Origin of the sequence: Streptomyces sp. Ag109_G2-15, assembly GCF_900215565.1 — a bacterium.
Lineage (GTDB): Bacteria > Actinomycetota > Actinomycetes > Streptomycetales > Streptomycetaceae > Streptomyces > Streptomyces diastatochromogenes.
In genome coordinates, this window is record NZ_OCNI01000002.1 from 1,580,531 (window position 1) to 1,593,194 (window position 12,664).

General features: G+C 71.8%; 12 protein-coding genes. 9 read left to right on the plus strand and 3 right to left on the minus strand.

Annotated features, from left to right (window positions below; translation table 11 throughout):
• Nucleotides 1-90 precede the first annotated feature (90 nt).
• Complete coding sequence (locus CRP49_RS43560; RefSeq protein ID WP_097258847.1) at nucleotides 91-882, plus strand: VOC family protein; 792 nt, start codon at nucleotides 91-93, stop codon at nucleotides 880-882.
• A 25-nt stretch (nucleotides 883-907) separates the two neighbouring features.
• On the opposite strand, the gene CRP49_RS43565 is transcribed toward CRP49_RS43560, so the two are convergent.
• Complete coding sequence (locus CRP49_RS43565; protein WP_097258848.1) at nucleotides 908-1,948, minus strand: LacI family DNA-binding transcriptional regulator; 1,041 nt, start codon at nucleotides 1,946-1,948, stop codon at nucleotides 908-910.
• Between the two features lie 129 nt (nucleotides 1,949-2,077).
• Between CRP49_RS43565 and CRP49_RS43570 the strand changes: the two genes are divergently transcribed.
• Both CRP49_RS43570 and CRP49_RS43575 read left to right on the plus strand, forming a co-directional pair.
• Nucleotides 2,078-2,959: a hypothetical protein gene (locus CRP49_RS43570; protein WP_097258849.1), complete on the plus strand. Its 882-nt coding sequence runs from the start codon at nucleotides 2,078-2,080 to the stop codon at nucleotides 2,957-2,959.
• A gap of 91 nt (nucleotides 2,960-3,050) precedes the next feature.
• Nucleotides 3,051-5,171 carry an abaA protein gene (locus CRP49_RS43575; RefSeq protein ID WP_097259342.1) on the plus strand — a complete coding sequence of 707 codons (2,121 nt, stop codon included), beginning with the start codon at nucleotides 3,051-3,053 and terminating at the stop codon, nucleotides 5,169-5,171.
• 31 nt (nucleotides 5,172-5,202) lie between these two features.
• On the opposite strand, the gene ligD is transcribed toward CRP49_RS43575, so the two are convergent.
• Complete coding sequence (gene ligD, locus CRP49_RS43580; protein ID WP_179852042.1) at nucleotides 5,203-6,222, minus strand: non-homologous end-joining DNA ligase; 1,020 nt, start codon at nucleotides 6,220-6,222, stop codon at nucleotides 5,203-5,205.
• A gap of 74 nt (nucleotides 6,223-6,296) precedes the next feature.
• On the opposite strand from ligD, the gene CRP49_RS43585 reads away from it, so the two are divergent.
• Together CRP49_RS43585 and CRP49_RS43590 are read left to right on the plus strand one after the other, a co-directional pair.
• Nucleotides 6,297-7,376 carry an ATP-dependent DNA ligase gene (locus tag CRP49_RS43585; RefSeq protein ID WP_097258850.1) on the plus strand — a complete coding sequence of 360 codons (1,080 nt, stop codon included), beginning with the start codon at nucleotides 6,297-6,299 and terminating at the stop codon, nucleotides 7,374-7,376.
• Between the two features lie 184 nt (nucleotides 7,377-7,560).
• Nucleotides 7,561-8,481, plus strand: coding sequence for a DUF3048 domain-containing protein (locus CRP49_RS43590; RefSeq protein ID WP_097258851.1), 921 nt, complete (start codon nucleotides 7,561-7,563; stop codon nucleotides 8,479-8,481).
• A gap of 31 nt (nucleotides 8,482-8,512) precedes the next feature.
• Here CRP49_RS43590 and CRP49_RS43595 read toward each other — a convergent pair whose 3' ends face one another.
• On the minus strand, nucleotides 8,513-8,980 hold the full coding sequence (locus CRP49_RS43595) for a MarR family winged helix-turn-helix transcriptional regulator (protein WP_097258852.1): 468 nt from the start codon (nucleotides 8,978-8,980) through the stop codon (nucleotides 8,513-8,515).
• Between the two features lie 182 nt (nucleotides 8,981-9,162).
• Here CRP49_RS43595 and CRP49_RS43600 point away from each other — a divergent pair, with 182 nt between their 5' ends.
• From CRP49_RS43600 to pcaH, 4 genes are all read left to right on the plus strand, one after another.
• The gene (locus CRP49_RS43600; protein ID WP_097258853.1) at nucleotides 9,163-9,918 is read left to right on the plus strand and encodes a CoA transferase subunit A; all 756 of its coding nucleotides are present in this window, start codon (nucleotides 9,163-9,165) and stop codon (nucleotides 9,916-9,918) included.
• The gene (locus CRP49_RS43605) at nucleotides 9,918-10,562 is read left to right on the plus strand and encodes a CoA transferase subunit B (RefSeq protein WP_097258854.1); all 645 of its coding nucleotides are present in this window, start codon (nucleotides 9,918-9,920) and stop codon (nucleotides 10,560-10,562) included. Before CRP49_RS43600 ends, CRP49_RS43605 begins: the two co-directional genes overlap by 1 nt.
• Nucleotides 10,559-11,761 carry a thiolase family protein gene (locus CRP49_RS43610; RefSeq protein WP_097258855.1) on the plus strand — a complete coding sequence of 401 codons (1,203 nt, stop codon included), beginning with the start codon at nucleotides 10,559-10,561 and terminating at the stop codon, nucleotides 11,759-11,761. Before CRP49_RS43605 ends, CRP49_RS43610 begins: the two co-directional genes overlap by 4 nt.
• A 121-nt stretch (nucleotides 11,762-11,882) precedes the next feature.
• On the plus strand, nucleotides 11,883-12,656 hold the full coding sequence (gene pcaH, locus CRP49_RS43615; protein WP_097258856.1) for a protocatechuate 3,4-dioxygenase subunit beta: 774 nt from the start codon (nucleotides 11,883-11,885) through the stop codon (nucleotides 12,654-12,656).
• The last annotated feature ends 8 nt before the right edge of the window (nucleotides 12,657-12,664 follow it).

The window sequence follows — 12,664 nt, forward strand, 5'->3', positions numbered from 1 at the left end:
GGCGGTGCCAGACTCGGCAGTGCAGAGGACGGGACCCGCTTCCGGACCCCCTTTCAGGGGTTTCCGGACCCCCTTTCAAGGAGGGCGAAGATGCTCACCACCCGTTTCGTCAACGGCGCTCCGAACTGGATCGACGTCGGCACCCCCGACCTCGACGGCGCACTCTCCTTCTACGGCGGTCTCTTCGGCTGGCAGTTCCAGTCGGCGGGGCCGGACGCCGGCGGCTACGGCTTCTTCCAGCTGGCCGGCAAGACCGTCGCCGGCGGCATGCAGACCGGACCCGACCAGGGACCGCCGGCCTGGACGGTGTACTTCCAGAGCGAGGACGCACAGGCCACGGCCAAGGCGGCCGAACAGGCGCACGGCAGCGTGCTGTTCCAGCCCATGGACGTGATGGGCCAGGGGCACATGGCGGTCCTCGCCGACCAGGCGGGCGTGCCGTTCGGGATCTGGCAGCCCGGGCAGACCAAGGGTGTGGACGTGGCGAACGAACCGGGCGCGCTGTGCTGGGTCGAGCTGTACACGCCGGACATCGCGGCGGCCGCCGCGTTCTACCAGAGGGTCCTGGGCCTGGAGACGTCGGCCGTGCCGTTCCCGGGCGGCTCGTACACCTGTGTGAACCCGGGCGGTGCCGGGGAGGATGCGATGTTCGGCGGGTTCGTCCCGCTGGCCGACGACCCGACGGAGGCGGAGGCGGGCCCGTACTGGCTGCCGTACTTCGAGGTCGAGGACACCGACGCCGTGGTCGAGAAGGCACAGCAGCTGGGCGGCACGGTACGCATGCCGGCGACGACCATGGAGGGCGTAGGCCGGATGGCCAAGCTCGCCGACCCGTACGGCGTCCGCTTCGCGGTGATCAAGAGCGAGCCGCCGCAGGGCTGAGCCGTCACCGGCGGCGGCACACCCCCTAGGCGGACGCGCGTCGGATCAGAGTCGTCGGCAGGACGACGCTGGAGACGGCCGCGTCCGCCGGGGCCGCGCCGCGCGCCCGGCCGGCCAGGCCGCGCAGCAGGAGGCGGGCCATCAGCCGGCCCATCTCCTCGATGTCCTGACGGACCGTGGTGAGCGGCGGATCGGCCTCTTCGGCGACGGGCAGCACGTCGTCGAACCCGATCACGGCCACGTCCTCGGGCACGCGCCGCCCCCGCTCGCGCAGCACGCGCAGGGCGCCGAGCGCGGTGAGGTCGTTGGCGGCGAACACCGCGTCCACGTCCGGGCAGCGGTCGAGCAGTTCCCGCATGGCGCGTTCACCGCCGCCCGGGGTGAAGTCGCTCTCCACGACGAGCCTGGGGTCGGCCTCGCCCATGACGTCCCGGTAGCCGTCGAGCCGGTCCACCGCCGAGGTCTGGTCCAGTGCGCCGGTGATGTGCGCGATCCGGGTCCGGCCGAGGTCCACGAGGTGGCGTACGGCCTCGCGGGCGCCGCCCCGGTTGTCGCTGTCCACGTACAGCGGACCGGGGGTGCCGTCGCTCCAGTCGGGGCGGCCGCCGAACACGGTGGGCACGCCCGCGTTGCGGATCAGGCCGGGCAGCGGGTCGTCGAGGTGGAGGGAGAAGACCAGCGCGCCGTCGACATGGCCTCCGGCGAGATAGCGGGCCACACGGGCATGGTCGGCGCGGCCCTCGGTCAGCAGCAGCACGAGCTGGTTGTCGTGGGCCGTCAGCTCCTTGCTGATGCCGCGCAGTTGCAGCGCGAAGAAGGGGTCGGCGAAGACCCGGGCCTCGGGTTCGGCGATGACGACGGCGACGGCGTCGTGCCGCTTGGTGACCAGGCTGCGTGCGGCCTGGTTGGGCACGTACCCGAGTTCCTCGACCGCCTGCCGGACCCGTTCGACCAGGGGCTCCCGGACCCCGTCCCCGCCGTTGACGACCCGTGACACGGTGGCCCGGGACACCCCGGCCCGCGCGGCCACGGCCTCCAGCGTGGGACGGGACACTGCCTCGGTCACTTCGGGACTCCTCATCGGCGGCTGGCGATCAGGATAACCGCGGTGCGGTGGGGCCGTCGGGGCCGGAAAAGGGGTTGCTCTCCGGCATCCCGCCCGGTGAGGATCGCCGTATGAAGACGAGAAAGGCTCATGCGGGCTGAGCGCCCCGAGACGCGGCTCGTGCCCTACGCACGACTGCCGCGCGGCTACCGCGACCGGCACATCGTCCACAGCTCGGTCGACGCGTTCGGCCGGGCACACTGGCTGCTCACCGAACGGGACCCCGAGGACCAGGGCACCGATCCGTACGACGCGCTGGTGGTGACTGTCGAGGACGGCGCGTGCCAGGAGACCTACCTGCATACGGTGTTGCCCTGGCGCCCTCGCGTCGAGGCCCTGCCGGACGGCGGGTTCGTGCTGGCGGCGTCCCGGGCGGACAAGGACGACGAGCAGCAGGTCCAGGTCTTCGACGCACTGGGCCGGGCGACCGGCACGTTCCGTGTGGGAGACGGCATCAAACACCTCCTGGCCGACCGGGCGGGAGACCTCTGGCTCGGCTATTTCGACGAGGGCATCTACGGCGACGCGCTGAGCGCGTCCGGTCTGCGCCGCTGGAGCATCACGGGCGAGCCCCTGTGGTCCTACAGCCCGGTGCCCGGCGCGGGATGGATCTCCGACTGCTACACCCTGAACGTGGCGGGGCGCACCGCCTGGGCGTGTCCGTACACCGACTTCCCGCTCCTGGAGGTGGGCGAGGACCAGGTCGTGCGGGTGCGACAGAACCCGGTGCGGGGTGCGAGCGGGCTCGCCGTCCTGGGCGAACAGGCGGTGTTCTTCAGCGGGTACGGTGACGAGCACGACCGGATCGTCGACTGCCGTCTGACGGAGACCTGCGTGGAGCCGGTCGCCGAGAGCCGCCTGGTCCGCCCCGACGGCGGCCGGCTCGGTCGGCGTCGGATCGTCTCCCGGGGCTCCCGGCTCTATGTCCAGGTCGAACCACTCGCAGAGTGGTTCTTGCTCGACCTCGCCTGAGGGTTATCCACAGGCCCGGCCCGTTGTCCGTGGCGTGCGGCATCCTGTGATCAGTGGCGGAACACGCGCCATGAACCACGGGGAGGGCAGGATGTTCAGGGGGATCGACGACGTCGACTGGGCGTCGATGGGGCATGCGTACACGGACTCGGCGACCGATGTGCCGGAGCTGCTGCGGGGGTTGGCGTCGGACGACCCGGAGCGCCGGGAGATCGCGCTGGACGGCATGTACGGCGCGGTGCACCACCAGGGGGATGTGTACGACAGCACGGTCGCCTGCGTCCCGTTCCTGTTCGAGCTGATCGCGAACCCCTCGATCGCGGACCGGGGTGCCGTGATCGGCCTGCTGTCCAGCATCGCCCACGCCTCGGACGAGGACGAGTGGGACGAGGAGGAGGCCGAGGCCTTCGCCGAGTTCGACGAGGACCAACACGAGGAGTGGCTGCGGCACTTCTTCGTGGCGCGTGACCTGGTCCGCGAGCGCGCCGGGGCCTTCCTCGGTCTGCTCGGCGATCCGGATCCCGGGGTGCGGGCCGCCGTGCCGGGTGCGCTGGCGCGGCTGCACCCGGACCCGGTGCGGGTGTTCGGCGCCCTGCGCGATCGGGTGCCCGTGGAGACCGACCCGGAGGCCGCCCGGTCGCTGGCGCGCGCCCTGGGCACGCTGGCCGGGCGGCACCCCGCCGAGCTGGGCACCCAGGCGGTCAGCGTGCTGAAGGATCTCGTGTCCGGCACCCCCGATCCCCAGCTGCGGATGACGGCACTGGCCCGGCTGGCGCACAGTGCGCCGGGTGAACTGCCGCCGGACACCGCGGAGATCACGCTGGACGTGATGCGGCTCGCCCGGGAGGCGGACGAGCTGGGCCCGCCGCCCGCCGCCCCCGAGCGGCCGCGTACGGACACCCTGATCTCCCATGTGCGCGAGCTGCACGTGGAGCACCGCCGCAGCCTGGACCTGGACGACGCGGCGGACCTGCTCGAAGAGCTGCACACGGAGCTGCGCGACCGGGTCGACCTGCGCTTCCCGCTCCTCGTCGGCCAGTTGGGCAGCCCCAGCCGGCGCCAGCGCAGGCACGCCGTCTCGATGGCGGGACGGCTGCTGACCGGGTGGCGGGCTCCCGACGACGAGCCGGTGCTGGCGCTCGCCCGGCTGCTGGCCGACGACGATCTGCGGCTGCAGAAGGAGGTGCTGTCGGAACTGCGGTATCTCGCACCGGTGGCACACCGGGTGTCCGAGGGGCTGGCGGCTTACGTAGAGAGCTGGGAGGGCCGCCCGTTGGAGACCGACACGGTCTTCCGGGACATGGCCATCGGCATGGCGTTCGAGGCGCTGGCGCTGCAGGGCGACGACCGGATCGTGCCGGCGCTGACCCATGTTCTCGAGGTGGTCGAGCTTCCCGAGAAGCTGTCCCGGTGGCTCGAGGCGCTCGGCCGCGAGGCGGCGGCCCCGCTCGGCCCCGTGCTCCACGACCGGCTGGCGCGACTCGACCACCGCACACCGTCCGCGGAACTGGACGGCCTCATCGAGGCCCTGGGCACGCTCCGGCACGCCGAGTCCCTGCCTCTGCTGACCCGCATCCTGGATGAAGCCGAGGCCTTCCGCACGACACGGGAGGTCCTGGACGCCCTCCGCGCCTACGGCCCCCAGGCGTCCGAAGCAGCCCCGCTGGTGCGGCGGTTGTGGGAGGACGGCGCTCTCGCGGACGAGCACCGCATCCATGTCGCACACGCCCTGTGGGCCCTGACCGGCGAAGCCGAGAGGGTGCTCCCCGTCGTCCGCGACTGCCTGCGGTCGCGGACGTGGAGCCAGTGGTACGCGGCCCTGAACCTGACCGAGGCCCTGGGCAGATCCGGCGCCGCGCTCGCACCCACGTTCCACGAGATGCTCGCGGAAGGCCACACGCCCGCCCGGGCGGCCGTCGGCCTGTGGCAGGTCACCGGGGAGACGGACGAGACGCTCCCCGTGCTCCTGACCGAGTGGTCGGCCACACCCGCCCAACGCCCCGCCATAGCCGCCGGCCTGGCGGACATGGGCCCGGCGGCCGCACCGGCGCTACCGCTGATACGCACGGAACTGGCCTCCTCCCGCCGCCACAACAACGACGATTCCACCGGCAACATGCGCTACGACGTCCTCACCGACGTGGCCCTCCAGAAGGACTGCAGACGCGTGCTGGCCGGGTTCGGCGAGCGGATCGACACCCCGGTGCGCTAGGGCCTGCCCGGCAGATCGGGCCCAGGTCGGGTCAGGAGTCCTGCTCCCGCCGTGCCCGGCTCGGCTGGACCCGCTTGGGCTCCCCGGGCATCTTCGGGTACTCGGGCGGGTACGGCAGGTCGCCCAGGCCGTGGTCGTGTTCGTCGCGGCGGGCCAGTTCCAGGAGGGCGTCGAGGGCGTAGGCGTGGTCGTCCATGTCGGCGTGCACGTCGCCGAGTTCGGCGAAGCGGGCCGGCATGGTGGCGAGGTCGAAGTCGCGGGGGTGGGCCACGCCGACCTCCTCCCAGCGCAGGGGCGCGGAGACGGGGGCGTGCGGGCGGGGTCGTACGGAGTAGGCGGAGGCGATGGTGCGGTCGCGGGCGGTCTGGTTGTAGTCGAGGAAGATGCGCTCGCCGCGTTCCTCCTTCCACCACTTGATCGTCACCTGGTCGGGCATCCGGCGTTCCATCTCCCGGCCGACCGCGATCGCGGCGCGCCGCACCTGGGTGAAGGTCCAGCGGGGTTCGATGGGCACGAAGACGTGCAGGCCGCGGCCGCCCGAGGTCTTGGGCCAGCCGCGCAGGCCGCCGAACTCGTCGAGGACGGCGCGCAGTTCGTGGGCGGCACGGACGGCGTCGGCGTAGTCGGTGCCGGGTTGCGGGTCGAGGTCGATGCGGAGCTCGTCGGGGTGGTCGACTTGGGTGCGGCGCACCGGCCAGGGGTGGAAGGTGAGGGTGCCGTACTGGGCGGCCCACACCACGGCGGCCTCCTCCGTGGGGCACATCTCGTCGGCGCTGCGCCCGCTGGGGAAGGTGATGTGGGCGGTCGGGATCCAGTCGGGCATGCCCTTGGGCGCGCGCTTCTGGTAAAACCACTCGCCGTCGACACCGTCCGGGTAGCGCTGGAGGGTGGTGGGGCGGTCGCGGAGGGCGCGCAGGATGCCGGGGCCGACGGCGGCGTAGTACTGGGCGACGTCCAGCTTGGTGAATCCGCGCTCCGGGAAGAAGACCTTGCCTGGACTGGACAGCCGTACGGTCCGGCCGGCCACGTCCAGTTCCACCGCATCACCCATGCGGCCACGGTAGGCGTACCCGGCACACCCCGCATACCGGGCGACAGGTGAGGTATGCGAGCAGAATCGTACGCATGGATCTGCCGGTGATGCCTCCCGTGAAGCCGATGCTCGCCAAGTCGGTGGCGAAGATCCCGCCGGGCATGCACTACGAGGCGAAGTGGGACGGGTTCCGCGCGATCGTGTTCCGGGACGGGGACGAGGTCGAGTTGGGCAGCCGTACCGGGAAGCCGCTGACCAGGTACTTCCCGGAGCTGGTGGTGGCGCTGAAGGAGCGGGTGCCCGAGCGGTGCGTACTGGACGGGGAGATCGTGATCGCGCGGGGTGGGCGGCTGGACTTCGACGCGCTGACCGAGCGGATCCATCCGGCGGACTCGCGGGTGCGGATGCTGGCCGAGAAGACCCCGGCCTCCTTCGTCACCTTCGACCTGCTGGCGCTGGACGACCACTCCCTGCTCGACGTGCCACTGACCGACCGGCGGGCCCTGCTGGAGCGGGCCTTGTCCGGGGTGAGCGCACCGGTCCATCTGGCGCCGGCGACGACCGATGTGGAGGTGGCGCACCGGTGGTTCGAGCAGTACGAGGGCGCCGGTCTGGACGGGGTCGTCGCCAAGCCGCTCGATCTGCGCTATCGGCAGGACGAGCGGGTCATGTTCAAGATCAAGCACGAGCGGACGGCGGACGTCGTCGTGGCGGGTTACCGGTTCCACAAGAGCGGACCGGTGGTGGGTTCACTGCTGCTGGGCCTGTACGACCACCGGGGCGCCCTGCAGCACGTGGGCGTGTCGGCGGCCTTCGCCATGAAGAAGCGCGCCGAGCTGGTCGAAGAGCTGGAACCGCTGCGGATGGACGACGTGACCGGGCATCCGTGGGCGGCCTGGGGAGAGGAGGCGGCGCATGAGACGGCCCGGCTGCCGGGGGCGCCGAGCCGCTGGTCGGGCAAGAAGGACCTGTCCTGGGTGCCGATCCGGCCGGAGCGGGTCGCCGAGGTGGCCTACGACCACATGGAGAACGGCGCCCGCTTCCGGCACACGGCCCGCTTCCGCCGTTGGCGCCCGGACCGGACCCCGGAGAGCTGCACCTACGCACAGCTGGAGGAGCCGGTGCGCTACGACCTCGCGGAGATCCTGGGAGCCAAGGAGAACGGCCATTAGGGCTGCGTCCCGATCCTGGGCCGGACCGGCCCGCGGAACGCGCGACCGATACCCACCAGGGATAGCCCGCGACGACCCGACGAGCACACAATCGACCCATAAGAACGGGGGTTCAAGGGTGGGCAGGGGACACGGGGCACGCACACGACGTACCGCGCTGACGGCGACGCTGCTCGCCGCCTTGATGACGGCCTCCCTGACGGCGGGCTGCACACGGCACGGCCAGACCGACGACGCCCGTGCACCGCACCGGACCCCGTCACCGACCCGCACGGCCGCATCCGCGGACGGCTCGGTGCTCGCCGTGAAGATCGACAACGTGCCGGCGGCCCGCCCGCAGACGGGACTCGACGCGGCGGACGTCGTGTACGCGGAACAGGTCGAGGGCGGCCTGAGCCGTCTGATGGCGGTGTACGCCACCACGCTCCCCGCGGCCGTCGGTCCGGTGCGCAGCGCCCGCGAGTCCGACCTGGAGCTGCTGCGCCAGTTCCACGAGCCGACGCTGGCGTTCTCCGGGGCCCAGAGCAAGCTGCTGCCGCTGATCCACCAGGCTCCGCTGCGGGCCGAGTCGCCCGACGAGGCAGCGGATGCCTACTACCGGGGCACCGACAGGGCCGCTCCGCACAACCTGTATCTGCATCCGGACCGGGTACTGCCCTCCGCGCCGGGGAAGGCCGCGCTGACCACCGGGTTCCGCTATGGCCCGGCGCCTTCGGGCGGCACTCCCGAGGCCTCGCGGACCGTGCGCTATCCGTCGGCGCGCTTCGCGTTCACCTGGTCCGCGCGGCGGGGCGGCTGGCTGGTCGCGATGGACGGCACGCCCACGGTGACGACCGAGGGCGATCGGCCCGCGCCGGCGACGGTCGTCGTGCAGTACGTGAAGATCCGGTCGTCCCGGTACCACGACGCGCTCGGCAACCCCACGCCGTTCACCGAGACGGTCGGCTCCGGGAAGGCCGAAGTGCTGCGGGACGGGCGGTCCTTCGACGCCACCTGGTCCCGGCCGGGCGCCACGGACGGTACGGCGTTCACGGCGGCGGACGGCAGCCCGATGAACTTCGCCGCCGGTCAGGTGTGGGTGGTGTTCGCCCCGGCCTCTTCCTGACACCGAGGCCTCCCCCTGACCGGGCCGCTGTTCAGCCCTGCTGGGCGACCAGCGGCTCGGCGGGGTTGCGCAGGTCCTCGGCGGCGTCCGCGACCCGGCGGATCAGGTCGAAGAAGACGGTCTGCTCCTCGGGGGAGAGCGGGGCGAGGAAGACCTGGTTCATCCGCGCGGTGCGCACGGTCAGCTTGCGGTGGACGCGCAGGCCCTCGTCGGTGAGGCGGAGCAGGGAGCGGCGGCCGTCCTGCGGGTCGCGCACCTTGTGCAGCAGCTCGCGGCGGCTGAGCCGGCTGATGACCTCGGCGATGGTCGAGCGGTCCAGGCCCACCCGCTCCCCCACGGTCCGCTGGTCGAGGCCCGGCTCGGCGACGAGCGCGTTCATGACCGCGAACTGCGGTGAGGTGGTCTCCTCGGAGACCATGGTGTTCCACAGCAGGTAGTGCGCCTGCTGGAGCCGCCGGGCCAGGTGCCCGGGATGGGTGGCGAGGTCCACCGCGGCCATGTGAACTCCCCTGATCGATTAGTTGGTGTACTGAACGATACTCGCCCTTCGGCCCACCTGTCTGCCTAGGGAATCACAAGTACCACGAGGTCTTGACGGGCTTCAGGGTCCGGTGGCAGCGTGAGGGACACCTCGCTGAAATACTCAGTGCGCTGATTAATTGCAGAGATGAGGCTTCACGGATGGACAAGGTGGTCGCCACTGCCCTGGAGGCGGTGGCCGATGTGCCGGACGGCGCGTCCCTCGCGGTCGGCGGATTCGGGCTGAGCGGTGTGCCGAACGTACTGATCCAGGCGCTGTACGAGCGCGGGACGACCGGTCTGAGCGTGGTGTCGAACAATTGCGGCGCGATGGAGTCCGGCCTCGCGGTGCTGCTGGCCGCCGGCCGGATCGCCCGCGTCACCGGCTCCTACATCGGGGCGAACAAGGAGTTCGCCCGCCAGTACCTGTCCGGCGAGCTGGAGGTCGAGCTGATCCCGCAGGGCACGCTGGCCGAGCGGCTGCGCGCGGGCGGCGCCGGGATCCCCGCCTTCTACACCCCGGCGGGCGTGGGCACGCAGGTGGCCGAGGGCGGGCTGCCGTGGCGGTACGACGGAGAGGGCGGGGTCGCGCTCGCTTCGCCGCCCAAGGAGGTCCGGGAGTTCGACGGCGTGGAGTACGTCCTGGAGCGGGGCATCCGCACCGACTTCGCGCTGGTCCGCGCCGCCAAGGGCGACCGGCACGGCAACCTCGTCTTCAACAAGTCCTCCCGGAACTTCAACCCGCTGGCCGCGATGGCCGGCCGCGTGACGGTCGCCGAGGTGGAGCAACTGGTGGAGCCCGGGGAGATCGACCCGGACGCGGTGCATCTGCCCGGCGTCTTCGTGCAGCGCGTGGTGGCCCTGACCGCCGAGCAGGCGGCGGACAAGAAGATCGAGCAGCGGACGGTGAGGTCCTGATGGCCTGGACACGCGAGGAGATGGCCGCCCGCGCGGCCCGCGAACTGAGGGACGGCCAGTACGTCAACCTCGGCATCGGCCTGCCGACGCTGATCCCGAACCATCTGCCGCCGGGCGTCGAGGTGGTCCTGGAGTCGGAGAACGGCATCCTGGGCACCGGCCCGTATCCCGCCGACGACGCGGTCGACCCGGACCTGATCAACGCCGGCAAGGAGACCGTGACGGTCCTGCCGGGCGCCTCCTACTTCGACTCGGCGCTGAGCTTCGCGATGATCCGGGGCGGGCACATCGACGTCGCCGTACTCGGGGCGATGCAGGTGTCCGCGGGCGGCGACCTGGCCAACTGGGCGGTCCCGGGGAAGCTGGTCACCGGGATCGGCGGGGCGATGGACCTGGTGCACGGCGCCCGTAAGGTCGTCGTCGTCATGACGCACACGGCCAAGGACGGCTCCCCGAAGATCCTGGAGCAGTGCACGCTGCCGCTCACGGGCAAGGCGTGTGTGAACCGAGTCATCACGGATCTCGCGGTGCTGGACGTCACGGATGCGGGGCTCATGCTGGTGGAGACCGCGCCGGGCGTGACCGTCGAAGACGTCGTCGTCCGGACCGACGCCGAACTGACCATCGGGGAGAACGTGCTGTGAACCCGGTTTACATCGTCGACGCCGTTCGCACCCCGATCGGCCGCTACAACGGCGGGCTGTCCTCCGTACGACCCGACGATCTCGCCGCCCACGCCATCCGCGAACTCCTCGCCCGCACGCCCGACCTGGACCCCTCCCGCATCGAGGACGTCTACTTCGGCAACGCCAACGGCGCCGGCGAGGAGAACCGCAACGTCGCCCGCATGGCCGCCCTGCTCGCGGGCCTGCCGACCTCGGTACCGGGGGTGACCGTCAACCGGCTGTGCGCCTCCGGCCTCGAAGCGGTGATCCAGGCGGCCCGCGCCATCGCGGTCGGCGACGCGCGGATCGCCGTAGCGGGCGGTGTGGAGTCGATGACCCGCGCGCCGTACGTCCTGCCCAAGTCGGACAAGCCGTTCCCCGCCGCACACACCGAGCTGTACTCGACCACGCTCGGCTGGCGCATGGTCAACCCGGGGATGGACCCGCAGTGGACCATCCCGCTCGGGGAGAGCGCGGAACTGATCGCCGACAAGCACAAGATCAGCCGCGAGCAGCAGGACGAGTACGCGCTGCACAGCCACCAGAAGGCGGCCGCAGCCCAGCGACAGGGCCTGTTCGACGCCGAGTTGGCGCCCGTGCCGGTCCCGCAGCGCAAGGGCGAGCCGGTCGGCTTCGCCGCCGACGAGTGCGTACGGCCCGACGCCTCCCTCGCCGCCATGGCGAAGCTCAGGCCGTCGTTCCGCACCGAGGGCGGCACGGTCACCGCGGGCAACGCCTCCCCGCTCAACGACGGCGCCGCCGCCCTGCTCCTCACCGACGAGGAAGGGCTGAAGGCCATCGGCCGTGCACCCCTCGCCCGGGTCACCGCGACCGGAGTGTCGGGAATCGACCCGCAGTACTTCGGGCTCGCCCCCGTCGAGGCCGTCAACCGCGCCCTCGCCAAGGCGGGCAAGGGTTTCGCCGACCTGTCCGTGCTGGAACTCAACGAGGCGTTCGCCGCCCAGGTCCTCGGCTGTGTCGCCGAATGGCCCGAGTTCGACCCGGCCCTCCTCAACCCCCAGGGCGGGGCGATCGCCCTCGGCCACCCGCTCGGCGCCTCCGGCGCCCGGCTCGCGGGCACCGTGGCCCACCAGCTCGCCCGCCGTGGCTCCGGCACCGGCGTGGCCACCCTCTGCATCGGCGTGGGCCAGGGCCTCGCCCTCGTCCTCGAACGCTAGGCGCTCCGGGGGACGGCCCGTGCGCCACCTGCGGGTGCGTTGTGGCTGGTCGCGCACACGCGGCGGAGCCGCATATGGATACAGTCCCGAGCCCCTTGGGGCGCTGCCACCTAGGAATCTCATGACCCTCACGCAAGCAGACATCGACCTGGAAATGGCCGCAGAGCGTGCTGCCTACGAGAAGCGGGTCGCCGACGGCGCGCCCGTCGAGCACCATCCGCGCCGCGACTACGCGCCCTACCGCTCCTCCGTGCTCCGCCACCCCAAGCAGCCCCTGGTCGCCATGGACATCGGCCAGGACCCCGAACTGGTGGAACTGCACTCCCCCGCCTTCGGGGAGCGCGACCTCACCGAGATCGACAACGACCTCACCCGGCAGCACACCGGCCCGCCGGTCGGCGAGCGGATCACCGTGTCCGGACGGCTCCTGGACCGTGCCGGACGCCCGGTCCGCGGCCAGCTCGTCGAGATCTGGCAGGCCAACTCGGCCGGACGCTACGCCCACCAGCGCGAGCAGCACGACGCCCCGCTGGACCCCAACTTCACCGGCGTCGGCCGCACCCTCACGGACGCCGAGGGCCGCTACCACTTCACCACCATCCAGCCGGGCCCCTACCCCTGGCGCAACCATGTCAACGCCTGGCGCCCTGCGCACATCCACTTCTCGGTCTTCGGTTCGGCGTTCACCCAGCGGCTGGTGACGCAGATGTACTTCCCGAACGACCCGCTCTTCCCGTACGACCCGATCCTGCAGTCCGTGACGGACGACGCGGCCCGGCAACGGCTGGTCGCCACCTACGACCACGGTCTGTCGGTGCCGGAGTTCTCCCTCGGCTACCACTGGGACATCGTGCTGGACGGCCCCGCCGCCACCTGGATCGAGGAAGGACGCTGACCCCAGCG

What these genes read in the sequence shown, in the direction of transcription:
- CRP49_RS43560 (WP_097258847.1), top strand. Translation starts at nt 91, where the DNA reads ATGCTCACCACCCGTTTCGTCAACGGCGCTCCGAACTGGATCGACGTC.
- CRP49_RS43570 (WP_097258849.1), top strand. Translation starts at nt 2,078, where the DNA reads ATGCGGGCTGAGCGCCCCGAGACGCGGCTCGTGCCCTACGCACGACTG.
- CRP49_RS43575 (WP_097259342.1), top strand. Translation starts at nt 3,051, where the DNA reads ATGTTCAGGGGGATCGACGACGTCGACTGGGCGTCGATGGGGCATGCG.
- ligD (WP_179852042.1), bottom strand. Translation starts at nt 6,222, where the DNA reads ATGGGTGATGCGGTGGAACTGGACGTGGCCGGCCGGACCGTACGGCTG.
- CRP49_RS43585 (WP_097258850.1), top strand. Translation starts at nt 6,297, where the DNA reads ATGGATCTGCCGGTGATGCCTCCCGTGAAGCCGATGCTCGCCAAGTCG.
- CRP49_RS43590 (WP_097258851.1), top strand. Translation starts at nt 7,561, where the DNA reads ATGACGGCCTCCCTGACGGCGGGCTGCACACGGCACGGCCAGACCGAC.
- CRP49_RS43595 (WP_097258852.1), bottom strand. Translation starts at nt 8,980, where the DNA reads ATGGCCGCGGTGGACCTCGCCACCCATCCCGGGCACCTGGCCCGGCGG.
- CRP49_RS43600 (WP_097258853.1), top strand. Translation starts at nt 9,163, where the DNA reads ATGGACAAGGTGGTCGCCACTGCCCTGGAGGCGGTGGCCGATGTGCCG.
- CRP49_RS43605 (WP_097258854.1), top strand. Translation starts at nt 9,918, where the DNA reads ATGGCCTGGACACGCGAGGAGATGGCCGCCCGCGCGGCCCGCGAACTG.
- pcaH (WP_097258856.1), top strand. Translation starts at nt 11,883, where the DNA reads ATGACCCTCACGCAAGCAGACATCGACCTGGAAATGGCCGCAGAGCGT.